The following is a 24,747-nucleotide window of genomic DNA, read 5'->3' as shown; positions in this document are numbered from 1 at the left end:
CAAAAGATCGCAGGCTTCGCCAGCTCCTACAAAGCTGAACGGGGAAATCCCCTCGCCACAGGACATTAGCAGTGCATTTGTCCTACTGCCACGCTGGCCGTGTTCCGACATGTCAGCTAGCATCGCAGTTTTGCTAGGACAGCCGACCATGAAGATCGTCTCCTTCAACATCAACGGGCTGCGCGCCCGTCCCCATCAGTTGGCGGCGCTGATCGAGAAGCACCAGCCGGACGTGATCGGGCTGCAGGAAACCAAGGTCCACGACGAACAATTTCCCCTGGCCGAGGTGCAGGCCCTGGGCTACCACGTGCATTACCACGGGCAAAAGGGCCATTACGGCGTCGCCCTGCTCTCCCGCCAGGCGCCACTGAGCCTGTACAAGGGCTTCGAGGGCGACGACGAGGACGCCCAGCGACGCTTCATCTGGGGCACCTTCGCCGATGCCAACGGCGTGCCGGTGACCATCATGAACGGTTATTTCCCACAAGGTGAAAGCCGCGACCACCCGACCAAATTCCCGGCCAAGGAACGTTTCTACAGCGATTTGCAGCAACTGCTGGAAAGCCGCTTCAGCAACGACCAGCCGGTGGTGGTGATGGGTGACGTGAACATTTCCCCGGAAGACTGCGACATCGGCATCGGCCCGGACAACATGAAGCGCTGGCTGAAAACCGGCAAATGCAGCTTCCTGCCGGAAGAACGCGAATGGATGGCCCGCCTGAAGAACTGGGGCCTGGTGGACAGCTTCCGCCACCTGAACCCGGACGTCACCGACCGTTTCAGCTGGTTCGACTACCGCAGCCGCGGTTTCGAGGACGAGCCCAAGCGCGGCCTGCGCATCGACCTGATCCTCACCTCCCACGGCCTGCTGCCACGGGTCAAGGACGCCGGCGTGGACTACGAACTGCGGGGCATGGAAAAACCGTCGGACCATGCGCCGATCTGGTTGCAGTTGAGCTGACCGCATCACACCAAACCCCTGTGGGAGCGAGCTTGCTCGCGATAGCGGTCTAACCGTCACATTGATCCTGAATGTGCCGCCGTCATCGCGAGCAAGCTCGCTCCCACATTGGACTTCGGTGCCCCGTCGCAACCCTGTCACCTTTCAGTAACCTGACTGACTTAATCTTCCGGCACTTCCTCGGGTTCAGAAGGTGCCGGCATGCGGCTGCGCGTTGTCTTTTTCATCGGCCTCTGGCTGCCGTTCATGGCATCGGCCGGCAGTTTGCCCATTCCCGAACAGGGCCCGGCCCTGCGCCTCCAAGGTTCCAACACCATCGGTGCGGCGCTCGGGCCGGCGGTGGTCAGGGGCTTGATGGAAGATCAGGGACTGCTCAGGGTCAGCAGCGAAATCACCGGTCGCGATAACGAACAGCGCATCGTCGGCCAGACCGTCGACGGCCGGCGGGTGGTAGTGGACATCGCGGCCCACGGCTCCAGCACCGGCTTCGCCGCCCTCAAGCAGGGCAACGCCGACCTGGCCGCTTCTTCACGACCGATCAAGGACGGTGAGCTGAAGGAACTGTCGTCCCTGGGCGACCTGAAAAGTCCCTCCGCCGAGCAGGTCATCGCCATTGATGGCCTGGCGATTATTCTTCATCCGCAGAACCCGTTGCGTCAGCTCGATACCGTGCAACTGGCGCGGATATTCAGTGGCGAGGTGAAAACCTGGGAGACCGTGAGCGGCGTCGGTGGGCCGATTCATCTTTATGCCCGGGATGAACAGTCCGGCACCTACGATACCTTCAAGGAACTGGTCCTCGGCCGACAGGGCAAACGGCTGGATCCTTCAACACGGCGCTTCGAATCCAGCGAACAGTTGTCCGACGCTGTCAGCCAGGACCCGCAAGGCATCGGCTTCATCGGTTTGCCCTATGTGCGCCAGGCCAAGGCACTGGCGATTGTCGACGGTGACTCCCAACCCATGTTGCCGTTGAACAACCTGATCGCCACCGAGGACTACCCCTTGTCCCGGCGCCTGTTCTTTTATTTGCCGCCCCAGGCAACCAACCCGTGGGCCGAGGCGCTGGTGGCGTTCACCCAAAGCGACAAAGGCCAGGCCATCGTCGCCGCCAACGGGTTTATCGCCCAGACCGTCCAGGCCATGGCCGTCACGCCGAATGCCTTGATGCCCGAGGGTTACCAGGCCCTGAGCCGCCACGCCCAACGCTTGACCGTGAATTTTCGCTTCGAAGAAGGCAGCGCCAGCCTGGACAACAAGGCCCACCAGGATCTGGGCCGCGTGCTCGACTATATAAAGCAGCATGGCAAAACCGATCGACGCGTGACACTGGTGGGGTTTGGCGACGCGAAGGACGACCCGGCGCGGGCCGACCTTCTGTCCAAGCTGCGGGCCATGGCGGTGCGCCGGGAACTGGTCAAATACGGTGTGGCACTGCGAGAGGTACGGGGGTTCGGCGCATTGATGCCGGTGGCGGCCAACAGTGAGGATGAAGGGCGAGTCAAGAATCGGCGGGTGGAGGTTTGGGTTTACTAGACACGGCGCCATCAAAAGACGAACCCGCTTTTGTGGCGAGGGAGCTTGCTCCCGCTGGGTGGCGCAGCCGCCCCAACATGAGCTGACGCGGTGCTCCAGGCAAATCGCGCCAGCCGGTTTTACGACTGCTGCGCAGCCGAGCGGGAGCAAGCTCCCTAGCCACAAAAACCTTGTGTTTATTGTATTACCATCGGCGTAGGAGCGAACCACCGAGTCTTGCAGCACATTTCCCCTGTGGGAGCGAGCTTGCTCGCGAAGGCGGTGTGTCAGTCAATACTTGACCGACAGACAGATCGCTTCGCGAGCAAGCTCGCTCCCACAGGACGACATAGCGCTTTACCGCCCAGCCAACTCCATGATCATCCGCGACAACAGGTAAATCCGCGGCACCACACTCTCGACTTCGGCGTATTCCTCCGGCGTATGAATGTTGCCACCGACAATGCCAAAACCATCCAGCGTCGGCGTGCCAACCCCGGCCGACAGGCTGGCATCCGCCGCTCCACCGCTGCCTTCTTCCGTCAGTTTGCGCCCCAGTTCGCCATAGATGCCTTGGGCTATGGCCATCAACCGGTCCGACTCCGCCGTCTGCGGCATTGGTGGCAGGCCGCGCTTGAGGCTGGTGGTGACTTCGGTGTCGGCGATCAACTTGTCCTGCGACACCCGGGCCAGGTCTTTTTCGATGCGGTCGAACTCTTCCGGCACCGCCGCCCGCACATCCGCCTTGGCGCTCGCCTGGTCGGGGATCACGTTGGTCCGGTCGCCGGCCTTGATCACCGTGAAGTTGATGGTGGTTTTCTTTTCCGCATCGCCAAGCTTGCCCAGTTGCAAGATCTGGTGCGCGGCTTCCATCGCCGCATTGCGCCCCAGTTCCGGCGCGACACCGGCGTGGGACGCCTTGCCCTTGACCTCCACCAGCGCCGTGGCACTGCCCTTGCGCCACACCACCAAGCCATCGGCCGGGCGACCCGGTTCGAGGTTGAGGGTCACGTCATGGGCCTTGGCGGTTTTCTTGATCAGGTCGGTGGCGGCGTCCGAGCCGGTTTCTTCGCTGGCGTCGAGCAGGAAAGTAATCTGCGCGTAGTTCTTGAAGTCCAGGTTCTTGAGCACCTTCAGCGCATAGATCCCGGCAACGATGCCGCCCTTGTCATCCATCACTCCCGGCCCATAGGCCCGGCCATCCTTGATGTGGAAGGGACGCTCGGCGGCCGAGCCTTCCTTGAATACCGTGTCCATGTGGGCCATCAGCAGGATTTTTGCCTTGCCGGTGCCCTTGAGGGTCGCCAGGATGTGCTGGGTGCCGTCCGAGTTAGGCACCTTTTCGATGGTGGCGCCCAACTTCGTCAATTCATCGATCGCAATATCACCGACCTGGGTCAACCCCGGCACATAGCCTGAGCCAGAGTCGATGTTCACCAACCGCTCGAGCAGTTTCAGGGCCTCGCCCTTGTACTGTTCGGCGTCGCTCAGGACTTGTTGATGGGGCTGTGCGAAAGCACCGGGGGCGAAGGCGCCGAGGGCCAGGCTCAGGCCAAGACTGACGGCCAGACGGGAGCGAAGAGCGGTCATTATCATGATTTCATCCTTGTTCCGTATCGAAAGAGTGCCATAGGCACCCTACCCGACAATGGATCAAGGCTCTAGACCGCAGGTAACCACCTCAGGGAGAAATGGCCGATTTCTCCAACACCTGCCGATACCGGTAACAAGTGACTCGGTTGCGCCCGCCGGTCTTGGCCGCGTAAAGCGCCTGGTCGGCATCATTGAGCCAATGGGTCGCATCGCCATAAGCCGGGTTGAAGGCCGCCAGGCCAATACTCAGGCTCACCTTCAGCGCCGGGTTCTGTTCATAGCTGAGCATGGTAAAGCGCTCGCGCAACCCGTCCATGGCCTGCACGGCGTTGTGGAGCGTCAGGTCCGGCAGAATCACACAGAACTCGTCCCCGCCATAACGCCCGACCACATCGGCGGCGCGCAGGTTTTGCTTGAGCATCTTGCCAAGCTGGCGCAACACGATGTCGCCGGCGACATGGCCATAGGTGTCATTGATGGCCTTGAAGTGATCGATGTCGATCAGCGCAATCGCGCCGCGCCCTGCCCCGTCATTCGGGTGACGCTGGCAGCGCTGGAACTCCTCGTCGAGGCGATCTTTCCAGGCGCCATGGTTAAGCAGGCCGGTCAGGCTGTCGGTGCGACTCAGGGCCAGCAACTCGCGCTTTTGCCGGCCCAGGGTGTAGGCCTGGCGATAGCAGAACCAACCCAGCGCCATCGGATACAGGCACAGCAGCGGCAGACACGCGTAGATCTGCGCCGGGCTGGTCATGGGCACGCTGGTCAGCGGAAAGATCAGCACGCCCACGACAATACCGGCCACTTGGGCCAGCACCCCGATAAGCAGGAAACGCAGGCCACCAATGGCAACATTGTTCATCGCCATCATCGCCAGCGTGACGGCCGTGGGCAGCGGGTTGAACTGCATCGCTACGACCCAGAAGCCACCGAGCACCGCATCGATCAGTAAATTGAGGTGTTCGACGTAGTACGGCCTCGAGCAATGCCGGCCCCACCAGTAGGCCAAATGAGGCCAGAGCAGGCCGTTGAACAGCATGAACCCCCAGACCCACGGCGCCGGTTCGAGGGGAAAGACGGCAACACTCACCAACAGCAACCCCAGCGTCAGGCCCAGGATGCGCGATATATAAAGCCTCCTGGCCAGCGTCCGTCCCTTCTTTCCCGTTTTTTGCATAAGAACCTCTGCACCGCGGGTTTTCCAAGTCATTGGGACGGGGGGTAGCTTGGAGTCTATCAGGGCAGCATCAAATAGCCACCATTGAATGAAGGGGTATTTATTCTCCTTCAAATGTCGGGCCCTGCCGCGGATCTTGGCTATACATGAGTCATCCGGCGGCTGTCATAGCAAGTAGCAAAGCAAATGCGCCATGTCATCGCGATGTGCTCGGGTTTCAGCTTCACTTAACGGTATCTGACCCGTCGGCTCAGACTGGCCGATCCCATTCTGTCCTGACCCATGGAGGGCAAAACATGCTGGTGTTGTGGGTAGTCCTTGCCGTGTTTATCGCCTGGAGCTGGTTGACGTATCCAGGCATCGGCCATGTGCTGTACGACATGGGCATGGCGCTGGAGGCACGTCTCTACCGGTTGCACAAGATCACCGTCCCCATCAGCGAGATGACCGTATCGACCTGGCAAGGCGGGCCCTATGAAGCGTCCGGCAGTATCCTGATGCTGCATGGCTACAGCGCTGACAAGAATCTCTGGCTACGCTTTGCCCGGCATTTTGTCGGCGACTACCGGGTGGTGGTGCCCGACCTGGCCGGCCATGGCGAAACCGGCTTCAAGGCTGGCGGCGGCTATGACATCCCGACCCAGGCCCGGCGGGTCATCGAGTTGCTCGACGCCTGTGGCCTGGACAAGGTCCATGTGATCGGCAATTCCATGGGCGGTTACCTCGCCGCATGGCTGGCGGCCACGTCGCCCGAGCGCGTGCTCACCCTGGCGCTGATCGATCCGGCCGGCGTCACCGCACCCCAGGCCAGCGACATGGAACGCCACCTGGCCGCCGGGCATAACCCGTTCCTCGTCGACTCCCGGGACGATTTCGCGCCGTTCTACGCAATGACCATGGCCTCCCCGCCCTGGGTGCCCAGCGTGGTACTGGCGGCAATGGCCGAACGTTACGAACAGCGCCGCGATGAACTGGCGGAGATCTTCGTCGACTTTCGCGCCAGCCCGCCGATGGAACCGCGCCTGGCCGACATCCGCGCCCCGTCGCTGCTACTCTGGGGGCGCAAGGACCGGCTGATCGACGTCAGCAGCGTGCCGGTGTGGAGCAAGGGCATCGCCGATTTGCGGGTGGAAATCTGGGACGGTATCGGCCACATGCCGATGGTCGAACGACCGGGGAAAACCGCGGCGCTGTACCGGGAATTCCTCAAGGGGTTGGGGCAGTGACCGTCATGCAAGGAATCTCCCTGTGCGGGGCTCCGTAGGAGCTGCCGCAGGCTGCGATCTTTTGATCTTGATCTATAGGGTCTTTCGCTCAAGACTCAATCGCCAGGGGAAAGATCGCAGCCTCGTTACACTCGTCAGCTCCTACAGGGTATCGACTTCATGAACATCCTCTACGACGAACACCTCGACGGCCCCTTGCCCAAGGTGGACAAACAGGTCCTGCTTCAAGCCTTGCAGGCACAGGTTCCAGACCTGGACATCCTGCACCAGGAGGAAGACCTCAAGCCCTATGAATGCGATGGCCTGTCGGCCTACCGCGCCACGCCCCTGCTGGTGGTACTGCCCAGGCGCGTCGAGCAGGTGCAAGCGCTGCTCAAGCTCTGCCATGGGCTGAATGTGCCCGTGGTCGCCAGGGGTGCCGGGACCGGTCTGTCCGGCGGCGCCCTGCCCCTGGAAAGTGGCGTGTTGCTGGTGATGGCGCGGTTCAACCAGATCCTGCACATCGACCCCGACGCCCGCACCGCGCGGCTTCAACCCGGTGTGCGCAACCTGGCGATCTCCCAGGCAGCGGCACCGTTCGGGCTGTATTACGCACCGGATCCCTCGTCGCAGATCGCCTGTTCCATCGGCGGCAATGTCGCGGAAAACGCCGGCGGCGTGCACTGCCTCAAGTACGGCCTTACGGTGCACAACCTGTTGAAACTGGAAATCCTCACCATCGAAGGCGAACGCCTGACCCTGGGCAGCGAAGCCCTGGATTCACCGGGCCTGGACCTGCTGGCACTGTTCACCGGTTCCGAAGGTTTGCTGGGGGTGATCACCGAAGTGACGGTCAAGCTGCTGCCCCGGCCCCAGGTCGCCAAGGTGCTGCTGGCCAGTTTCGATTCGGTGGACAAGGCCGGGCGAGCGGTGGCCGACATCATCGCCGCCGGGATCATCCCCGGCGGCCTGGAAATGATGGACAACCTGGCGATCCGCGCCGCCGAGGACTTCATCCACGCCGGCTATCCGGTGGAGGCCGAAGCGATCCTGCTGTGTGAACTGGACGGGGTCGAGGCCGATGTCCATGACGATTGCGAACGGGTCCGCCAAGTGTTGGAGCAGGCCGGCGCCACCGAAGTGCGCCAGGCGCGGGACGAGGCCGAACGGCTGCGATTCTGGGCCGGGCGCAAGAATGCCTTCCCGGCGGTGGGTCGCCTGGCGCCGGATTATTACTGCATGGACGGCACCATCCCGCGACGCGCCTTGCCCGAGGTACTGCAGCGCATTGCCAGCCTCGGTGCCGAGCATGGCCTGCGCGTCGCCAACGTCTTTCACGCCGGTGACGGCAACATGCACCCGCTGATCCTGTTCGATGCCAACCAGCCCGGCGAACTGGAGCGCGCCGAAACCCTGGGCGGGAAAATTCTCGAACTGTGTGTCCAGGTGGGCGGCAGCATCACTGGCGAACACGGTGTGGGCCGGGAAAAAATCAATCAGATGTGCACGCAATTCAACAGCGACGAACTGAACCTGTTCCACGCGGTAAAAGCAGCGTTCGATCCCCAAGGCCTGCTCAACCCCGGCAAGAACATCCCGACCCTGCACCGCTGCGCCGAATTCGGTGCCATGCACATCCATGGCGGGCAACTGCCGTTTCCCGAACTGGAGCGTTTCTGATGAGCCGCGAAGCCGACCAGGACGCCAGCGACCTGCTGCTCGAACAAGTCAATCGCGCCCGGGCCAACGCCACGCCGCTGCGTATCCAGGGTTCGAACAGCAAGGCCTTCCTGGGGCGCGAAGTGGCCGGCGAAGTGCTGGACACCCGCGTCCATCGTGGCATCGTCCACTACGACCCCACCGAACTGGTCATCACGGCCCGGGCCGGCACCCCGCTGCGGGAACTGCTGGCCGCCCTCGACGCCGCGGGGCAACGGCTGCCCTGCGAACCGCCAGCATTTGGCGATGACGCCACGGTCGGCGGCATGGTCGCCGCCGGGCTATCGGGGCCGCGTCGCCCATGGGCCGGTTCGGTGCGCGACTTCGTTCTGGGCACGCGCCTGATCAGCGGCCACGGCACGCTGTTGCGTTTCGGCGGCGAGGTGATGAAAAACGTCGCCGGCTACGACCTCTCGCGCCTGTTGGCCGGCAGTTTCGGTTGCCTGGGGGTGATCACCGAAGTCTCCTTGAAGGTCCTGCCCAAACCCCGTCACAACCTGAGTATCCGCCTGGAACTGGACAGCACCGAGGCCCTGGGAAAACTCGCCGAATGGGGCCGTCAGCCGCTGCCCATCAGCGCCGCCAGCCATGACGGCGACTGCTTGCACCTGCGCCTGGAGGGTGGCGAAGGCTCGGTCAGCGCCGCTCATCAGCGTTTCGGTGGCGAGGTGCTCGACGATCAATACTGGACGGCACTCAATGAGCATCAGTTGGCCTTCTTCGATGAAGGCTTGCCGCTGTGGCGCCTGTCGTTGCCCAACCATACCGGGCCGCTCGCCCTGCCCGGCGCGCAGTTGATCGACTGGGCCGGCGCCCAACGCTGGTTGAAAACCGAGGCCGACACGGTGCAAGCCCTGGCCCATGAAGTCGGCGGCCATGCCACCTGCTATCGTCAGGGTGCCAGCGACACACCGTTCCAGCCGCTGGCCCCGGCGCTGCTGCGCTATCACCGGCAACTCAAGGCCCAGCTCGATCCCCTGGGGCTGTTCAATCCTGGTCGGATGTATCCGGAGTTCTAGCGTGCAGACTCGGTTTAGTGAGGAAAGCAAAAATCTGCCCCGTGCCGAAGAAGCCGAACGGATCCTGCGCAGTTGCGTGCATTGCGGTTTCTGCAACGCCACCTGCCCCACTTACCAATTGCTCGGCGATGAACTGGACGGCCCGCGCGGACGCATCTACCTGATCAAGCAGGTGCTCGAAGGCCAGCCGGCGACGGCCAGCACCCAACTGCACCTGGATCGCTGCCTGTCGTGTCGCAACTGCGAGACCACCTGCCCGTCCGGCGTGGATTACCACAACCTGCTGGACATCGGCCGGGCGGTGGTCGATCACGCCGTACCGCGCCCCGCCGGCCAACGTGCGCTGCGCCTGGGGCTGCGCAGCCTGGCCGCCAGCCCCGAGCGGTTCAAGGCCCTGCTGCGCCTCGGGACGGTCTTTCGTCCGTTGCTGCCGACGAACCTGACCGCCAAGTTGCCCCGCCCTTCCCCGCCTCACGGCGAACGCCCACCTCTGCGGCATCGGCGTACGGTATTGATGCTCGAAGGTTGCGTGCAACCGGGCCTGTCGCCCAACACCAATGCCTCGGCAGCGCGGGTGCTGGATCGACTCGGCATCAGTGTGATCCCCTGTGCGCAGGCCGGCTGCTGCGGCGCGCTGGATTATCACCTCGACGCCCAGGCCACCGGGCTGGACCGCGCCCGGCAGAACATCGACGCCTGGTGGCCGCACTTGGAAAACGGTGCTGAAGCCATCGTCCAGACGGCCAGCGGCTGCGGCGCGTTCATCAAGGACTACGGGCACCTGCTGGAACATGACCCCAGCTATGCCGCCAAGGCCAGACAAGTAAGCGAACGGGCATTGGACCTGGTGCAAGTGCTCGGCAAGGAACCGCTGGAACAGATCTGCGCGGCCAGGAACCAGCGCATTGCCGTGCATTGCCCCTGCACCTTGCAGCACGCGCAGAAACTCGGCGGCAGCATCGAGGCGCTGCTGACGCGGCTGGGTTTCAACCTCACCGAGGTGCCCGACGGCCATTTGTGTTGCGGCTCGGCCGGCACCTATTCGCTGACCCAGCCCGCCCTGGCGCGGCAATTGCGCGACAACCGCCTCAATGCGCTGGAAAGCGGCCAGCCGGAGCTGATCGTCACCGCCAACGTCGGCTGCCAGAACCACCTCGACGGCGCCGGTCGCACGCCCGTGCGGCACTGGATCGAGCTGGTGGATCAGTCCCTGGCAGAATGAAGTCCTGAAGATTCTTCGTTTGCCGGGGCCGGCGAAGGCTGCGATCTTTCGTCCAACTTTCCCACAGCCCTCGCCAGGAATTCTTACGATGAGCTTCGTCAGCCCCGACCTGATCCGCCAACGCTTCTCCAGAGCGATGTCCGACATGTACCGCGACGAGGTGCCGCTGTATGGCGCGCTGATGAAGCTGGTGGAACACACCAACGCCCAAGTGCTGGCCGAAGACCCGGTCCTGGCCGCACACCTGCGCAGCACCGGCGAACTCGAGCGCCTGGACCTGGAACGCCACGGCGCGATCCGCGTCGGCACCGCCGCCGAGCTGGCGACCCTGGGGCGTCTGTTCGCGGTCATGGGCATGCAGCCGGTGGGCTACTACGATCTCACGCCTGCCGGGGTGCCGGTGCATTCCACCGCCTTCCGCGCCGTGCACGAAAGCGCGTTGCAGGTCAGCCCATTCCGGGTGTTTACCTCGCTGCTGCGCCTGGAACTGATCGAGAACGCCGAGCTTCGGGCCTTTGCCGAATCGGTGTTGGACAAACGACAGATCTTCACCCCCAGGGCCCTTGAGCTCATTGAACTGGCCGAACACCAGAGTGGCCTGAGCGAGTCCCAGGCTGAGGACTTCGTCCTACAGGCTCTGGAAACCTTTCGCTGGCACCACAGCGCCACCGTCACCGCCGAACAGTACCGGCAACTGAGCGCCCAACATCGCTTGATCGCCGACGTGGTGGCGTTCAAGGGCCCGCACATCAATCACCTGACCCCCCGTACCCTGGACATCGACATCGTCCAGGCCCGGATGCCCGTGCACGGCATTACCCCCAAGGCCGTGATCGAAGGCCCACCCCGTCGCCAATGCCCGATCCTGCTGCGCCAGACCAGTTTCAAGGCACTCGACGAACCCGTCGCCTTCACCGACCAGCCACAGTCTCAAGGCAGCCACAGCGCCCGCTTCGGCGAAATCGAACAACGTGGCGCGGCCCTCACGCCCAAGGGCCGCGCGCTCTACGATCAATTGCTGAACGCCGCGCGCGATGCGCTGGGGGAGTTTCCCAACGAAGCCAACGCCGAACGCTACAACCAACTGATGGCCGAACACTTTGTCGAATTCCCTGACAACCACAACGAACTGCGCCGACAGGCATTGGCGTATTTCCGCTATTTCGTCACGCCCGAGGGCCTCGCCGCCAAGGGCACCCTCGAGCAAGCGGCCTCCCTGGAGCACTTGCTCGAGCAGCAATACCTGCGCGCCGAACCTTTGGTGTACGAGGACTTCCTGCCCGTCAGCGCCGCCGGTATTTTCCAGTCGAACCTTGGCGATGCCGCCCAGAGTCATTATGCCGGCCAGTCCAATCGCCAGGCCTTCGAAGAGGCGCTGGGACAAGCGACCATCGATGAGCTGGGGCTGTACGCCCAGACGCAACAGCGCTCCATCGATGAGTGCAGGGCTGCATTGGGCGTGTAGGAATAAGCCGAAGGACAAAACGGCAAAAAACTGCCTGAGAGGCGTGCGCGCGGCGCGCCTTTCTTGGCCAGCCGGCTCGGGTATCGCGGTATCTGGTCGGGTCGCGAGGAGCTGCAATGGGCCGGGCAAGCCTTTGAGCGCTTTCTCGCTTGCCTGCAGGGAGGCGCTTGCCGATATCAGATCAACCTATTGATATATATAAGTTTTTAAAAAATGGCATAGCTCTTGATATCCGTGAGGCCACCTCGGGCGACTCCCGTCCCAGGCCCTATCGTTATCCAGGAAGGAGAGCATCCATTGGCTACCCCCGCGTACATGTCCGTAAAAGGCACTAAACAAGGCCTGATCACTGCCGGTGCGTTTACCGCCGATTCAGTGGGCAACACCTACCAAGAGGGTCATGAGGATCAGGTCATGGTGCAAGCTTTCGAGCACCAAGTGACCATCCCTCGCGACCCTCAGTCCGGTCAGCCAACCGGTCAGCGCATACACAAACCCCTGATCATCACCAAGGTATTCGACAAAGCTTCGCCACTGCTTCAGGTCGCCCTAACGAGCGGCGAACGCCTGGAGGAAGTCAAGATCCAGTGGTACCGCACTTCGGCCGCAGGCACCCAGGAGCACTACTACACCACGACTTTGGAGGATGCGATTATCGTCGATATCAAGGACTACATGCTCAACTGCCAGGACCCAGAAAACTCACACTTCACCCATCTGGAGGACGTGCACTTCACGTATCGCAAGATCACCTGGACCCACGAAGTCAGCGGTACCTCGGGCTCCGATGACTGGCGTTCGCCGGCTGCTGGTTGAATCGGAGGCAGCCACTCACGCATCGGCCAACTCTGTGGGTCGATGTGCAGTTGAAAATAATCGATAGTTATTGATTCAGGGTGGTGTTCGCCCAGTGCGATGGCCTCGGCAATCCATGCACTGGTAAAGAGCCTGACACTGGGCGAACGCGAATAATAATAATGGAACTTTCAGAATATGTCCGCGAGCCCGTTTAAATAATTGTTTAATATTGAAGCCTTTCATATTTCTGTAGGAGCTGGCGAAGCCTGCGATCTTTTGATCTTTCGCTTGGGACTCAAGTGTCTGGGGCAAGATCGAAGCCTCGTTGCACTCGACAGCTCCTACGCAGCGTACACATATTTTCTTCGCATCCAGCGGGATGCAAGCTCCCTCGCCACAGTGTTTGGATGGCAACTCCTGCGCTAGCGGCGTAAACACTTATACAAAACATGGACAAATACAAAAAAGTTATCCATGCAGGAAAATTAAACAGGCATTAAAAACTTTTTTAATGCCTATCGACGTGACAAACCTCAACCACGCCGACCGGTTTTCTGCGCATCGGTATCCCCTGCCTCGGGGTCGCCGCGCTGTTGTTTGCGCTTGGCCGGGTCATTGGGCCGCAAGGCATCGTTATCGCGTTCCACTTCACCAGGCAATGCCGGGGCGTCGGGGTTTTGCCGGGTTTGATCAGGGCGGTGCTGCATGGCGAACTCCTTGAGTCTTTAGGCCTGGGATCAGGCGTCGGGGTCGGCGACTTCTTCAGCGACGTTGGCATCCGGAGAGCGCTGGTGCAGTTGCTCGGCCTTGGTCTTCAAGACCTGCCACTGCGCCAGGTCGATGGCGCCCTGACCGAACAGGTCATTGGCCACCCGCATCAGTTCGGTGAAGTGAGCATCGGGGGACTGCTGCCAGTAGGCCTGGTCGTCGAACAATCGCTGCCAATCGGCCAGCGACGCAAGTTTGAGGTCACCGCTCATGACGGGCTCCTGCGAGACATTCATAAACTATGAGGGCCGGTGTTCGCGGGGAGTTCCGACGATTCTCAGTAGCCGGTCATTTCCAGGTAACCGGTGCCGCCCTGGCTGCCACGCAGTCGAACCGGTCCTTCCCAATAGGGAATGCGCAGGTTCATCCAGGCATTGGGATTGAGCGCGTGGAGGGTGATGTCGAGTTGTTTGCTGGGGATCTTGATCGCCCAGCCGACTGGCATAGAACGTCCGGCGACCTTGGCAGTGTCCTGGGGCACGAGGCTAATTTCCCCGGCGTGCAGGGTTTGCGCTTGGCCCTGGGCGTCGATCCAGGTGCCCGTGAGGTACGGCGCGCCGTCCTTGTGGCGCATGCGGTAGAGCATCAGATGCTCGCCGTTGTCCAGGTGCAGGGAAAACCAGTCCCAGCCGGTCTGGTTTGCGGTCAAGGGCTGGCTGCTCCATTCGCGGTCGAGCCAGGCCGGGCCGCTGACCGCGTAACGCTGGCCATCGATTTCCAATTCACCGCTGGCCTGGAAGAACGGCTGGCTGTAGTAGTACGACGCCTGCCCCTGTTCGGATTTCTGGCTGAAACCTCGATCGCCCTGCAACACCAGCGGCCGGCTCGACGTCAGCCGCAATGCATAGCTGAAGCGTGGGTCGCGCGCCTTCAATTGCATGTCCGCCAACGGCTCGTCCCCTGAAGCCTGGGTACCGAATTGCCAATCGTCGATCCAGGCATTGAAGGGCACCGCCTGCACCCCGGCCTGCCCCACCCCGCCTCGTGCGTAACGCTCGGCGGCATGGTGCACGGTGGCGGAGGTGACCGCCGCGTGGCCGAGCCAGATCGTCTGGTTGCGCCAGCCACCGGCCTGGGGCGCGGCATTCAAGGCGCTGCGAAACAACGTCCATTGCACGCCAAACTCATGCCCCTGGGCGTCCTTGAGATTGGCGGTGACGTACCACCACTCGATGCGAAAACCTTCATGAAGGCCATGGTCGGCGGGGAAACTGAACACCCGCCCAGGCACAACCGGCGTGAACGCGACAGCCTGGTCGCCGAGGCCGGCAAAGCCCTTTTGCGCTGGCGCGGAGTCGTCACAACCGCTGAGCAACGCCAGCAGCAACAACACGCCGACCCTAATCTTCATGGGCAAAAGTCCTCAGCAAATCCGCCGGCTGCGTGCGGTACAGCGCATACAGCGGCCAGGCCGATGCCAGTAGCGTGGCGAGCATCGCCAGGGCCAGCAACTGCACCAGTTGCAACGGGAACACCCGCAACGGCAGGCGCCAACCGAAGGCCTGCACGTTGATCACCGTGTCCAGGCACCAGGCCAGGGCGATGCCCAGCGGCAACGCCAGGACCAAGGTCAGCAGCGCCAGCAGCCAGGTCTGGCCGAGGTTGAGCAGCATCAACTGCCGACGCGTCACCCCCAGCGCCCACAGCGGCGCCAACTGGCCGAGGCGACTCTGGCTCTGGGTCAGCAGGCTGATGAACAACGCCACGCCGGCCACCGCCAGGGTCAGGCTGTTGAGGGCGGCGGTGGCGGCGAAGGTGCGTTCGAACACCTGGGTCGACCAGCCCTTGAGCCGGGCCTGGTCGACGATGCGGCTGTCATCCAGGCTGAACCGGCCTTGCAACGCTGTCAGTAGCGCCGGGATCGCAGACGGTTCGATGCGCAGATTGAAACGGTTCGGCGTCAGGTTCGGCCAGTGCGCCAGCAAGTGATCGACGTTGACCAGCACATGGCCCTTGGGATTGCCGTAGTCGGCGTAGATGCCGACGATGCGCAGTGCCCAGGGCCCCCGCGGCGTCGGCAGGGTCAACTGATCGCCGATACTCACCTTGAGACGCCGTGCCAGTTGTTCGCTGAGCATGAGGGTGTCGGCGGCGGCCAGTTGCTCCCACGGCTTGTCGCCGGCCGATTCCAGCAGCGGCCAATGCTGTCGATAGTGGGGGTGATCGATGATGCCGTGGATATCCGTCGGCCAGCCCTGCAACGGGACCGAGACTTGCCAGAGGGGAACGACGGCAGTGATCGCCGGTTGTTGCTTGAGCCAGGCGTGCAGTTCGTCTGCCTGGGCCGGGGTTTGCGGGTTGATGTACAACTCGGCGGTCAGTCGTTGTTCGAGCCAATTGCTAAAAGTCTGGCGGAAACCGGCGGTCATGCTGCCAGCGCCGATGTTTGCCGCCAGCGCCAGCAACAAGGCCATCAACGCCAGGCTCAGCGTCGGCAATTGCTGGCGGCAATCGGCAAGAAACCACTGCCCGAGCACCGAGCGGCTGCGGCTCAACAACCGCTTCAGCGCACTGTTGAGCAACACCGGCAAGACCAGCGCCGCGCCCAGCAACAAGGCGGTCATCAGGACAAAACCGCTGGCCAGGCTATCGCCCCAGATCAACGCCGATGCGACAATCAATGCCGCCACCGTCGCCACCCAACCCTGGCGTCGCAGCCAGCGGGCATGGGCCTGATGCCAGGCCTGGGGATTGGCCAGCGCCAGCAAGGGCAGGCGCGCCGCCCGCAACAGACTGTCAGCGCCGGCCAGCAGTGCACCGAGCAGGCTCAGGCCGACACCGCTGAACCACCACCACGGGCTGAGGTTCAAGTGCCCGGCCACTTCGGCGCCATACAAACCTCGCAGGCTCGCCGCGACATCGGGCAACAACAGGCTCGCCAGCCAATAGCCGCTGAGCACCCCGGCGATCCCGCCCAGCAGGGCCAACGCGCCCAGTTCGATGGTCAGGCTGGTGACCAGCACCCGCGCACTGACGCCACAGGCGCGCAGGGTCCGCAACAGACTGCGGCGTTGTTCCAGGGCCAGGCCGATGGCCGCGTGAACGATGAACAGCCCCACCACGAAGGATAAAAACCCCAATGCATCGAGGTTCAGGTGAAAACTTTCGGTCAGGCGCGACAGATTGTTTTCTTCATCGGCGTGCTTGAGTTGCAAGCGACCGTTGAACGCTTCCGGTAATGCGGCGCTGAACGTGGTGGGCAACAACAGTCGCGACAGTTGCTCCGGCAACCCGAGTACCTGCTGGGCAAAACCGATGTCCATCAACAGCACGCCCGGCGCCATGTCCTCCTGGGCATGCAGCGGTGGCAGGGATTGCCCATCGACGCTCCGGGGTCGGTCACCCTCGGTCAGTCCCAGGGCTTGCAAGGTTTGCGGGGCGATCCAGGTGCGGCCGGGGTCGGTAAAGAACGCCACCACCTCAGTCATCTCCCGCGCCTGCCCCGCCAGCGCGGCACCGGGCGGCAGCGACACCGGGTCGATGCCCATCAGTTGCAGGCGCTGATCTTCGTGGTCCTTGAGCAGCACCCGAGCCTGCAACACTGGCGACACCGGCCAGCCCTGGCGCCGCAGCTCGACAAACCATTGCTGGGGAAAGGTGCCGCCACCGGGCGCACTGAGGCTGGCCTGGGGTTCGCCGCCGATCAATTGGCTGGCCCGGGCGTAGCTGTCCCGGGCCTGACTGTTCAGGGCTTGCACGCCGGTGAGCAGGCTGGTGGCCAGCCACAGGCCAGTCAGCACGCTGAAGAATTGCACCGGGTGTTGGCGCCAGTGGCTGAGCAGGGCCTTGAGGGTCTGGCGAAAAATCATCACCCCTGGGCCACCTGCGCCAACTGCCCGCCGTGCAACACCACGCGCTGGGCCAGGCGAGCCGCCACCCGTGGACTGTGGGTCACCATCAGCAGGCTGGTGGGGCTGCCCTCCAGCAGTTCCAGCAGCAGTTGCAGGACTTCGTCGCTGGTGGCTTCGTCGAGGCTGCCGGTGGGTTCATCGGCCAGCAACAAGGGCGGTCGCGAAGCCAACGCCCGCCCCAGCGCCACCCGCTGTTGCTGGCCGCCGGACAGTTGCTCGGGATAACGCCGCAGCAGCGCTGAAAGCCCGAGCCGCTGCACCAGATGGGCTTGCCACGCTGCGTCATAACGGCCGCACAGACGCGCCTGGAACGCCAGGTTGTCCTCCACCGACAAGCTGCTGATGAGGTTGAACTGTTGAAACACCAGGCCGATTTCCGTGCGTCGCCAATTCGCCAACTGGCTTTCACTCATGCCATCGAGCCGATACTTGCCACTGCGAATGCTGCCGCGATCGACTTTGTCCAGCCCGGCGACCAGGTGCAGCAGAGTGCTCTTGCCGCTGCCTGACTCTCCCATCAGCGCCAGGCTGCTGCCGGGCATCAGGGTCAGGTCGATGCCTTGCAGCACCGGCAACGGGCCCTGAGGCGTGGGGTAGCTTTTGAAAACATCGCGGACTTCAAGCATGAAAAGGCTCGATGGATGAACGTGGGGGTCAGGATAGCGGAGTTGAGGGACGGTCCCCACCCACGGGTTTTCTCATCGCTCGTCGGGTTGGGGGGGTATATCCATTTCTGCGGTAACGGCCGCTTAGGGTTCCGCCCTTACGGCGGGTCACTTTTGGAAGAGCGCCAAAAGTAACCAAAAGCGCTTTGCCCCACCACTCGGTGCCTCGCCTAGGCTCGGCATGCCCTCACTCCGGCATTGCTCCGTGGGCCCGCCGCGAAGGGCCATCCATGGCCCAGCGTGGCTATCCCGGCATCCATGCCGGGATGCCCACTCCACAATGCCTGCGTTCGGCCATCGTGGTTAACGGGGCGCCCCAGATCAACGTCCACGCCGAGGCGGCCTTATAGCCGACCTGGTTCTTGGTGGGACCGCGTTTCTCCTGTGGGAGCGGGCTTGCTCGCGAAGGCGGTGGTTCAGTCACAGGGATGTTGGGCTTGCCGACCTCATCGCGAGCAAGCTCGCTCCCACAGGGAATTCTGGGTGTCCATGAGTCTTGTGTTCACCGCAGGCCCGTTGTGGGAGCGAGCCTGCTCGCGATAGCGGTGGTTCAGCCACATAGATGCTGGACATGCTCCGGTTCTTGCTTTGCTTTGGCTTTTGATCTTGGGCGCCCCGTTAACCACGCTGGCCGAACGCAGGCATTGATCCGTGGGCACCTCGGCATGGATGCCGAGGTAGCCGCGCTGGGCCATGGATGGCCCTTCGCGGCGGCCCACGGAGCAATGCCGGAGTGAGGGCACACCGAGCCTAGGCGAGGTGCCGAGTGGTGGGGCAAGCCTTTTTTGCTTACTTTTTTTGGCGTCTGAAAAAAAGTGAGTCGCCGTAAGGGCGAAACCCTAAGTGGCCGTTACCGCAGCAATGGATATGTACTCAATCAACAAGAGCTCAGCGCCAGTCAATGCCCCGCCGCCATCTCAACCTGGCCGGACTGCGGTGTCACGATGTCGCCCAAGTCGATGTGTTTCCAAGCCGGTTTCGCCCCCAACCGCGCATTAAAGCGATAGTTGAAAGTGAAGTCGTCATCGGTCGGTTGGCTCAGGGATTTCCCATAGGCCGATTCAACCCCGGCCGGGTCGTAGCCCATCAACTGCAGCAGCGTCGGGAAGATGTTGTAGTGGCTCGAACGGTCCTTGTTCCGGGCCCAGGCATCGCGCCAATCAAGGGTGTGCAATTGGCTGCCCTGGATCACCACCAACGGCACCAACCCCTCCTCCGCCACCGGGTCACCGCCGCAATGGGTGTTGAGCCCGGGGTTGCCGCGCTCGTGCAGGTCCTGGCCGTGGTCGGAGGTGTAGATCAGCACGGCATGGCTCAAATCGCCCTGCTGGAAGATTCGCTTGAAGAACTCGCCGACGTTCCACAGCAAGGTGTTCTGGTAAGCGTTGCGGTACAGCAACCAGTCATCTTTCTGGCCGTTGAAGCCATCGCGACTGCCGGTGTCGGCCACTTCCTGGAACTGCCCTCGCGGCAAGGCCGGACGGTATGCCATGAAGTCGTCGGGGTATTTGTCGTGTACAGGGAAATGCGCCCCCACCTTGTTGATCACCACCAGTTCGGCCTGGTTGTCACCCAGCAGTTCGATCAACTTCGCCGCAGCGGCCATGTCGCGGTCGCGCACGCTGGCCTGGTCGAATTGGACGAATTCGTCGATGTCCTGTTTTTCCAGGCTGGTCATCAGGTTCTGCAGGTTACCGCCGGTGCGCTGGGCGTCGATGTAGACGGTACGCAAACCGGCCTTCTTGGCGTACTGCCAGATCGACGGTCGGGTGCTGTTGATGCGCATATAGTCGGCGCGCGTGCCGCCGTAGCGCAGGGTGACGTTGGTGTCGGCGCTGCAATTGGCGACGGAGGCCGCGTAGCCGAAATTGAAAATATCCACGCCCTCGGGCGGCGTCTTCAGGCCGGTGTGCACGCCGAACGGCGCGTTGATATCCAGGTAATTACCGCCAACGCTTTCATCGATGATCAGCACGATATCCTGCTCGATCAAAGACGATCGTCGCGCCATGGTGACCGGCTCCCGAGGGCCGATGGTGTTGTGCAAGGACTCGTAGGCAAACAGATTCAAATAGGCCAACGGCGTGTACATCACCGGCAGGCCGCGCGCGCCCTCGCCGGCCCGCACGAACAACACGCCGCTGAGCAACAACACACCCAGCACCGGCGCCGCTATTGGCAGATAACCGGGCAACCGCACCGCCCGCCGAGGTTTGAGCGCGATGCCGAACAACAGCAACAAACCACCTATCACCACGCTGATAATCACGTCGCGGTACTGATAGGCCGCCTCCTGGATAAATCCCCCCGAGTACACCAGCGAAACAAACTGGCTATAGGTCAGGTAACTGTCCGTGACCCGGGCGTACACCTCGAAAAACACCGCTGAAACAAACATCGCCAAGGCAAACACATGCCGCACCAATGTCTGGCGTATGTAGGCAGTCATCCACAGCGCCAGCACCAACAGCACGAACATGGCGCCGAACAGCAAGGTTGCCAAGCCCAAGCCCAACGCGTCGAGACGGTCGAGGTAATAGTCGTACCCCTTGAGCAGGTACAGAACCAGCAGCAGTTCCTTGAGGTAACGGACCATGTTTTCCTCGACCAGATCGCCGTGTCAAAAGCACTTCGTTCCTGCACGTTAGCAGCCGATTTTCAAAGCGCAAGAAATGCTTGATCTCACCAAGCGTCAAAAAATAGTTACCCCAAAAATGACACGAAAACCCGTCACAAAATGTAAAAATCTATGGATTACTACCGTTTATCGCTTTGTCAAATTCCCGTGAAGCCCAATAAAACAGCCACTTTACTAAGACAGTCAAGGACTTGATATCAAAATGCCCGACTTCACTTGAATTGCCAACACTGACAACTGTCATTTTGCTGACACGCTTTTCTGAAGCCTGCGCTATACCCCTCTAAACAGTTTCATCCGAGTTACATCATTCGGTTTGCGAGGCGCGCCAAGAATGGACGTGAGCGTATTTGGTACGGGGTATGTCGGGCTGATCCAGGCCGCCGCCATGGCCGACGTCGGGCACCGCGTTTTGTGCATCGACATCGACCCGAAAAAAATCCAGCAACTGCAACAAGCCGTACCAACCATCAGCGAACCGGGGCTGTCCAGCTTGCTCGAAGACAACATCAAGGCCGGACGCTTGTCGTTCAGCTCCCAGGCCAGCGACGCGGTCAACCATGGCGAACTGATTTTCATCGCCGTCGGCACCCCCGCCGATGAAGACGGCTCGGCAGACCTGAGCCATGTGCTGGCCGTCACCCAGCAAATCGCCGACTTCATGGACAGCGACCGCACCCTGGTCATCAAGTCCACGGTGCCGGTGGGCACGGCCGACAAGGTGGCCGAATGCGCCCGCCAGGCGTTGGCTCGGCGCGGCCTGAAACAGTTGAACGTGCGGGTGGTGTCCAACCCCGAGTTCCTCAAGGAAGGCAGTGCGCTGGCCGATTGCATGCGCCCCGACCGGATCATCGTCGGCACCGCCGACCCGCTGGCCCGCGACCAGATGACGGAGCTCTACGCGCCCTTTTGCCGCAACCACGAAAAACTGATGTTCATGGACAACCGCAGCGCCGAACTGACCAAGTACGCCGCCAACGCCATGCTCGCCACCCGCATCAGCTTCATGAATGAACTGGCCAACCTCACCGAACGGCTGGGCGCCGACATCGAAGCGGTGCGCAAAGGCATCGGCTCGGACCCGCGTATCGGTTACCACTTCATCTACCCCGGCTGCGGTTTCGGCGGTTCGTGCTTTCCCAAGGACCTGCGGGCCTTGCTGCACACCGCCGAACAAAGCGGCATGCCATTGCGCTTGTTGCGCAGCGTCACCGACGTCAACGACAGCCAGCGACACATCCTCTTCGAGAAACTGGCGAAACAATTCCAGGACGGCCTGGCCGGCAAATCGATTGCCATCTGGGGCCTGGCATTCAAGCCCAACACCGACGACATGCGCGAAGCCCCCAGCCGCTACCTGATGGAAGCGCTGTGGCGCGAAGGCGCCCGGGTCCACGCCTATGACCCGGAAGCCATGTCCGAATGCCGGCGCCTCTACGGCTATCGCAAGGACCTGAACCTCTGCGCCACCCGCGACGACACCCTGGAAGACGCCGACGCCCTGGTGATCTGCACCGAGTGGAAGAATTTTCGCGTGGTGGACTTCGACCTGCTGGCCAGCAAGTTGCGCGCCCGGGTGATCATCGATGGCCGCAACCTGTACAACCCCGAACACCTGGCCGCCGCCGGACTGTTGTATCGCGGTATCGGGCTGCGGCACACCGTGCCGGGCACCCCGCTACCCGGGCCGCAAGCATGAACATCCTGGTCACCGGCGCGGCCGGTTTCATTGGCGCCCACGTCGTGCTGCGACTGCTGCGCGACGGCCATCGGGTGTGCGGGCTGGACAATTTCAACGACTACTACGACCCGCAGCTCAAGCACGACCGCGTGACCTGGGTAAACGAGCAAGCCGGCGCGTTTCCCCTGGCGCGGATCGACCTGGTCGACGCGCCGGCCATCGATGAACTGTTCCAGGCCCGGCGCCCGGACGTAGTGATTCACCTTGCCGCCCAGGCCGGCGTGCGCTACTCCCTGGAAAACCCGCGGGCCTATGTCGACAGCAACATCACCGGGTTCCTGAACATCCTGGAAAGCTGCCGCCGGTATCCGGTCAAGCACCTGATCTACGCCTCCTCAAGCTCGGTATACGGCGCAAACCCGCGCACGCCTTATTCGGTGCAGGACAACGTCGACCATCCGCTGTCGCTGTACGCGGCCAGCAAAAAAGCCAACGAACTGATGGCCCACAGCTACAGCCATCTGTTCGGCATTCCCAGCACCGGCCTGCGTTTCTTCACGGTGTACGGTCCTTGGGGCCGCCCGGACATGTCGCCGATCCAGTTTGCCCGCGCCATCGTCGAAGACCGTGTGCTGCAGCTGTTCAATCACGGCGAGCACCAACGCGATTTCACCTACATCGACGACATCGTCGAAAGCATCGCCCGCCTGATCGACCATGCGCCCCAGGTCACGCCCCTGTTGGATCACGAACAACCGGACCCGGCCACCAGCCGTGCGCCCTGGCGGATCTACAACATCGGCGGGCAACACCCGGTGGCGCTGCGCACCTATGTCGCACTGCTGGAAAAGCACCTGGGACAAACCGCCCGCATCGAACTGCTGCCCCTGCAAGCGGGGGATGTGCTCAACACCTGCGCCGATGCCAGCGACCTGGCACGGGCCACCGGTTTCAAGCCGTGTATCGAACTGGACGAAGGCCTGGGCCGCTTCATCCAGTGGTTCCTCGATTACTACCCACGGCCTGCCCACGCACCGCTCGCGACTGAACGCTTGCGGCCCAACCTCAGCGGAGGAATCCATGACCCGACATGAGCAAGTCATCGAGATCAACGCCCCTGGACGCGACAAGCGCGTCGATCCGGAGCACCGCAGGCGCCTGGACGCGGCCATCCACCGCCAGGGCCGTGGTTGGTTGACCGGTCGCGACAGCGGCCGGCCCTGGACGGTCTCGCGCACCAATCGCGTAGTGGCCTGCCTCGGCGCGCTGGCGATCCTGGTGCTGTTATGCCCGCTGCTGCTGGGCCTGGCGCTGCTAGTCAAGTTCTCCAGCCCCGGTCCCGTGCTGTTCGTGCAGAAGCGCACCGGGTATCGCGGCCGAGTCTTCGGCATGTACAAGTTCCGCACCATGGTTGCCGACGCCGAGGCTCTCAAGGAGTCGCTGCGCCACCTCAACAAGCACGGTGCCGATGCCATCGACTTCAAGATCGACAACGATCCGCGCATCACACCCATCGGCCGGTTCCTACGACGCAGCAGCCTCGACGAACTGCCGAACCTGATCAATGTAGTGACCGGCGACATGCGCCTGGTGGGCCCGCGGCCGACCTCGTTCAACGCCTACCGCTACAAGGACAACCATCTTGTGCGCCTGAGCATCTACCCCGGCATGACCGGCCTTTGGCAGATCTCCGGACGCAGCAATATCGACTTCGACCAGCGCGTGGAATTGGACCTCAGCTATATCGCTGAACAAAGCCTGTGGCTGGATTTGAAGATCCTGATGATTACCCCCTTCAAAGTTTTCAGCGGCCACGGAGCGAGTTAAATGGACGGTTCAACCAATACCCTCACCATAGCAAGCCCGAGCGAGACCAACCTGACCTCGACCGTGCTCGACCCTTCCCTGCGGATTCTTCTTCTGACGGCCGCCAACGCCGGCACCGGAACCAGCACCAGCGCGATGGCGTTGGCCGCTCAACTGGCGCAGATGAGCAGCGGTCGCGTACTGCTGGTGGATGCCAGCCAGTCACCGCGCAACCTCAGCCAGCAACTGTCGTTGCACAAGGAGCGCGGTTTTACCGACCTGCTGTTCAACAGCCTCGCCCCGCCCTTGTTGCAAGACTGCGTGGTGCAGGCATCGAGCCTGCCCTTCGACGTCTTGCCCCATGGCCGCCTCGGTCGCAATGCCGAACGCTTGAGCCCCGAGCGACTGCGCCCACTGTTCAGGCAACTGGCGGCGCAATACCGCTTTGTGGTGATCGACGCCGACGCGGTGTATTCGGCCAGCGACACGCTGGTGCTCAGCACCCAGGTCGACGGTGTGGTGCTGGTGGTGCGTGGTGAAGAGACTCGCTGGGAAGTGGCCCAGGCCACCCGCCAGCGCCTGTCCCAGGCCGGCGCGAAAGTGGTGGGCAGCGTGTTCAATCGCCGCAAGTACTACATGCCCAAGTGGCTCTACAACAACCTGTAAG

20 protein-coding genes are annotated in these 24,747 nt (G+C 62.4%); 12 read left to right on the top strand and 8 right to left on the bottom strand.

All coding sequences use genetic code 11. From position 1 onward, the window contains the following. Nucleotides 1-148 precede the first annotated feature (148 nt). Nucleotides 149-961 carry an exodeoxyribonuclease III gene (xthA, locus tag AB4Z20_RS07490; RefSeq protein ID WP_003203684.1) on the top strand — a complete coding sequence of 271 codons (813 nt, stop codon included), beginning with the start codon at nucleotides 149-151 and terminating at the stop codon, nucleotides 959-961. A gap of 201 nt (nucleotides 962-1,162) precedes the next feature. Further along, a complete protein-coding gene (locus AB4Z20_RS07485) occupies nucleotides 1,163-2,497 on the top strand; it encodes a substrate-binding domain-containing protein (RefSeq protein WP_442089640.1) in 1,335 nt (444 codons plus the stop codon). Nucleotides 2,498-2,833: 336 nt separating this feature from the next. Here the strand turns inward: AB4Z20_RS07485 and AB4Z20_RS07480 are convergent, their stop codons facing one another. Then, nucleotides 2,834-4,072 (bottom strand): M20/M25/M40 family metallo-hydrolase, encoded by a 1,239-nt coding sequence (locus AB4Z20_RS07480; protein ID WP_442089639.1) that lies wholly within the window; start codon nucleotides 4,070-4,072, stop codon nucleotides 2,834-2,836. Nucleotides 4,073-4,157: 85 nt separating this feature from the next. Next, nucleotides 4,158-5,243 carry a diguanylate cyclase gene (locus AB4Z20_RS07475; protein ID WP_442089638.1) on the bottom strand — a complete coding sequence of 362 codons (1,086 nt, stop codon included), beginning with the start codon at nucleotides 5,241-5,243 and terminating at the stop codon, nucleotides 4,158-4,160. Between the two features lie 296 nt (nucleotides 5,244-5,539). Between AB4Z20_RS07475 and AB4Z20_RS07470 the strand changes: the two genes are divergently transcribed. The 6 genes from AB4Z20_RS07470 (at nucleotide 5,540) to AB4Z20_RS07445 (ending at nucleotide 12,689) form a co-directional block, all read left to right on the top strand. Next, nucleotides 5,540-6,469, top strand: a complete 930-nt coding sequence (locus AB4Z20_RS07470; RefSeq protein ID WP_214510636.1) for an alpha/beta fold hydrolase — start codon at nucleotides 5,540-5,542, stop codon at nucleotides 6,467-6,469. 159 nt (nucleotides 6,470-6,628) lie between these two features. Next, nucleotides 6,629-8,128, top strand: coding sequence for a glycolate oxidase subunit GlcD (gene glcD, locus AB4Z20_RS07465; protein ID WP_253476400.1), 1,500 nt, complete (start codon nucleotides 6,629-6,631; stop codon nucleotides 8,126-8,128). Continuing rightward, the gene (gene glcE, locus AB4Z20_RS07460) at nucleotides 8,128-9,186 is read left to right on the top strand and encodes a glycolate oxidase subunit GlcE (RefSeq protein WP_442089637.1); all 1,059 of its coding nucleotides are present in this window, start codon (nucleotides 8,128-8,130) and stop codon (nucleotides 9,184-9,186) included. The genes glcD and glcE overlap by 1 nt, the downstream gene beginning before the upstream one ends. Before the next feature lies 1 nt (nucleotide 9,187). Beyond that, nucleotides 9,188-10,408 (top strand): glycolate oxidase subunit GlcF, encoded by a 1,221-nt coding sequence (gene glcF, locus AB4Z20_RS07455; protein WP_442089636.1) that lies wholly within the window; start codon nucleotides 9,188-9,190, stop codon nucleotides 10,406-10,408. Nucleotides 10,409-10,496: 88 nt separating this feature from the next. Beyond that, on the top strand, nucleotides 10,497-11,873 hold the full coding sequence (gene hglS, locus AB4Z20_RS07450; protein WP_442089635.1) for a 2-oxoadipate dioxygenase/decarboxylase HglS: 1,377 nt from the start codon (nucleotides 10,497-10,499) through the stop codon (nucleotides 11,871-11,873). Between the two features lie 297 nt (nucleotides 11,874-12,170). Then, a complete protein-coding gene (locus AB4Z20_RS07445; protein ID WP_320389115.1) occupies nucleotides 12,171-12,689 on the top strand; it encodes an Hcp family type VI secretion system effector in 519 nt (172 codons plus the stop codon). A gap of 515 nt (nucleotides 12,690-13,204) precedes the next feature. Here the strand turns inward: AB4Z20_RS07445 and AB4Z20_RS07440 are convergent. The 6 genes from AB4Z20_RS07440 to AB4Z20_RS07415 all read right to left on the bottom strand — a co-directional run bounded on the left by AB4Z20_RS07440 (nucleotide 13,205) and on the right by AB4Z20_RS07415 (nucleotide 20,551). Further along, nucleotides 13,205-13,378 (bottom strand): hypothetical protein, encoded by a 174-nt coding sequence (locus tag AB4Z20_RS07440; protein WP_172436074.1) that lies wholly within the window; start codon nucleotides 13,376-13,378, stop codon nucleotides 13,205-13,207. Nucleotides 13,379-13,408: 30 nt separating this feature from the next. Then, a complete protein-coding gene (locus AB4Z20_RS07435) occupies nucleotides 13,409-13,651 on the bottom strand; it encodes a hypothetical protein (protein WP_442089634.1) in 243 nt (80 codons plus the stop codon). A gap of 65 nt (nucleotides 13,652-13,716) precedes the next feature. After that, complete coding sequence (locus AB4Z20_RS07430; RefSeq protein ID WP_442089633.1) at nucleotides 13,717-14,790, bottom strand: lipocalin-like domain-containing protein; 1,074 nt, start codon at nucleotides 14,788-14,790, stop codon at nucleotides 13,717-13,719. Continuing rightward, nucleotides 14,780-17,248 (bottom strand): FtsX-like permease family protein, encoded by a 2,469-nt coding sequence (locus AB4Z20_RS07425; RefSeq protein WP_442089677.1) that lies wholly within the window; start codon nucleotides 17,246-17,248, stop codon nucleotides 14,780-14,782. The genes AB4Z20_RS07430 and AB4Z20_RS07425 overlap by 11 nt, the downstream gene beginning before the upstream one ends. Further along, nucleotides 17,248-17,916 (bottom strand): ABC transporter ATP-binding protein, encoded by a 669-nt coding sequence (locus AB4Z20_RS07420; protein WP_442089632.1) that lies wholly within the window; start codon nucleotides 17,914-17,916, stop codon nucleotides 17,248-17,250. Before AB4Z20_RS07420 ends, AB4Z20_RS07425 begins: the two co-directional genes overlap by 1 nt. A gap of 937 nt (nucleotides 17,917-18,853) precedes the next feature. Further along, a complete protein-coding gene (locus tag AB4Z20_RS07415) occupies nucleotides 18,854-20,551 on the bottom strand; it encodes a sulfatase-like hydrolase/transferase (RefSeq protein WP_442089631.1) in 1,698 nt (565 codons plus the stop codon). Nucleotides 20,552-20,927: 376 nt separating this feature from the next. Between AB4Z20_RS07415 and AB4Z20_RS07410 the strand changes: the two genes are divergently transcribed. The 4 genes from AB4Z20_RS07410 to AB4Z20_RS07395 are packed head-to-tail and all read left to right on the top strand — an operon-like array spanning nucleotide 20,928 to nucleotide 24,746. Continuing rightward, nucleotides 20,928-22,292, top strand: coding sequence for a UDP-glucose dehydrogenase family protein (locus AB4Z20_RS07410; RefSeq protein WP_214510626.1), 1,365 nt, complete (start codon nucleotides 20,928-20,930; stop codon nucleotides 22,290-22,292). Then, the gene (locus AB4Z20_RS07405; RefSeq protein WP_258688824.1) at nucleotides 22,289-23,368 is read left to right on the top strand and encodes an NAD-dependent epimerase; all 1,080 of its coding nucleotides are present in this window, start codon (nucleotides 22,289-22,291) and stop codon (nucleotides 23,366-23,368) included. Before AB4Z20_RS07410 ends, AB4Z20_RS07405 begins: the two co-directional genes overlap by 4 nt. Further along, nucleotides 23,355-24,101, top strand: coding sequence for a sugar transferase (locus AB4Z20_RS07400; RefSeq protein WP_253476427.1), 747 nt, complete (start codon nucleotides 23,355-23,357; stop codon nucleotides 24,099-24,101). The genes AB4Z20_RS07405 and AB4Z20_RS07400 overlap by 14 nt, the downstream gene beginning before the upstream one ends. Beyond that, nucleotides 24,102-24,746 carry a CpsD/CapB family tyrosine-protein kinase gene (locus AB4Z20_RS07395; RefSeq protein WP_214510623.1) on the top strand — a complete coding sequence of 215 codons (645 nt, stop codon included), beginning with the start codon at nucleotides 24,102-24,104 and terminating at the stop codon, nucleotides 24,744-24,746. The last annotated feature ends 1 nt before the right edge of the window (nucleotide 24,747 follow it).

This window comes from Pseudomonas sp. KB_12, assembly GCF_052114545.1.
Lineage (GTDB): Bacteria > Pseudomonadota > Gammaproteobacteria > Pseudomonadales > Pseudomonadaceae > Aquipseudomonas > Aquipseudomonas brassicacearum.
Note: the sequence above shows the minus strand (reverse complement) of the source record. Positions and strands in the feature narration are given on the sequence as shown.

Excerpts from the sequence above, each read along its gene's own strand:
- xthA (WP_003203684.1), top strand. The coding sequence starts at position 149 with ATGAAGATCGTCTCCTTCAACATCAACGGGCTGCGCGCCCGTCCCCAT.
- AB4Z20_RS07485 (WP_442089640.1), top strand. The coding sequence starts at position 1,163 with ATGCGGCTGCGCGTTGTCTTTTTCATCGGCCTCTGGCTGCCGTTCATG.
- AB4Z20_RS07480 (WP_442089639.1), bottom strand. The coding sequence starts at position 4,072 with ATGATAATGACCGCTCTTCGCTCCCGTCTGGCCGTCAGTCTTGGCCTG.
- AB4Z20_RS07475 (WP_442089638.1), bottom strand. The coding sequence starts at position 5,243 with ATGCAAAAAACGGGAAAGAAGGGACGGACGCTGGCCAGGAGGCTTTAT.
- AB4Z20_RS07470 (WP_214510636.1), top strand. The coding sequence starts at position 5,540 with ATGCTGGTGTTGTGGGTAGTCCTTGCCGTGTTTATCGCCTGGAGCTGG.
- glcD (WP_253476400.1), top strand. The coding sequence starts at position 6,629 with ATGAACATCCTCTACGACGAACACCTCGACGGCCCCTTGCCCAAGGTG.
- glcE (WP_442089637.1), top strand. The coding sequence starts at position 8,128 with ATGAGCCGCGAAGCCGACCAGGACGCCAGCGACCTGCTGCTCGAACAA.
- hglS (WP_442089635.1), top strand. The coding sequence starts at position 10,497 with ATGAGCTTCGTCAGCCCCGACCTGATCCGCCAACGCTTCTCCAGAGCG.
- AB4Z20_RS07440 (WP_172436074.1), bottom strand. The coding sequence starts at position 13,378 with ATGCAGCACCGCCCTGATCAAACCCGGCAAAACCCCGACGCCCCGGCA.
- AB4Z20_RS07435 (WP_442089634.1), bottom strand. The coding sequence starts at position 13,651 with ATGAGCGGTGACCTCAAACTTGCGTCGCTGGCCGATTGGCAGCGATTG.
- AB4Z20_RS07430 (WP_442089633.1), bottom strand. The coding sequence starts at position 14,790 with ATGAAGATTAGGGTCGGCGTGTTGTTGCTGCTGGCGTTGCTCAGCGGT.
- AB4Z20_RS07425 (WP_442089677.1), bottom strand. The coding sequence starts at position 17,248 with ATGATTTTTCGCCAGACCCTCAAGGCCCTGCTCAGCCACTGGCGCCAA.
- AB4Z20_RS07420 (WP_442089632.1), bottom strand. The coding sequence starts at position 17,916 with ATGCTTGAAGTCCGCGATGTTTTCAAAAGCTACCCCACGCCTCAGGGC.
- AB4Z20_RS07415 (WP_442089631.1), bottom strand. The coding sequence starts at position 20,551 with ATGGTCCGTTACCTCAAGGAACTGCTGCTGGTTCTGTACCTGCTCAAG.
- AB4Z20_RS07410 (WP_214510626.1), top strand. The coding sequence starts at position 20,928 with ATGGACGTGAGCGTATTTGGTACGGGGTATGTCGGGCTGATCCAGGCC.
- AB4Z20_RS07405 (WP_258688824.1), top strand. The coding sequence starts at position 22,289 with ATGAACATCCTGGTCACCGGCGCGGCCGGTTTCATTGGCGCCCACGTC.
- AB4Z20_RS07400 (WP_253476427.1), top strand. The coding sequence starts at position 23,355 with ATGACCCGACATGAGCAAGTCATCGAGATCAACGCCCCTGGACGCGAC.
- AB4Z20_RS07395 (WP_214510623.1), top strand. The coding sequence starts at position 24,102 with ATGGACGGTTCAACCAATACCCTCACCATAGCAAGCCCGAGCGAGACC.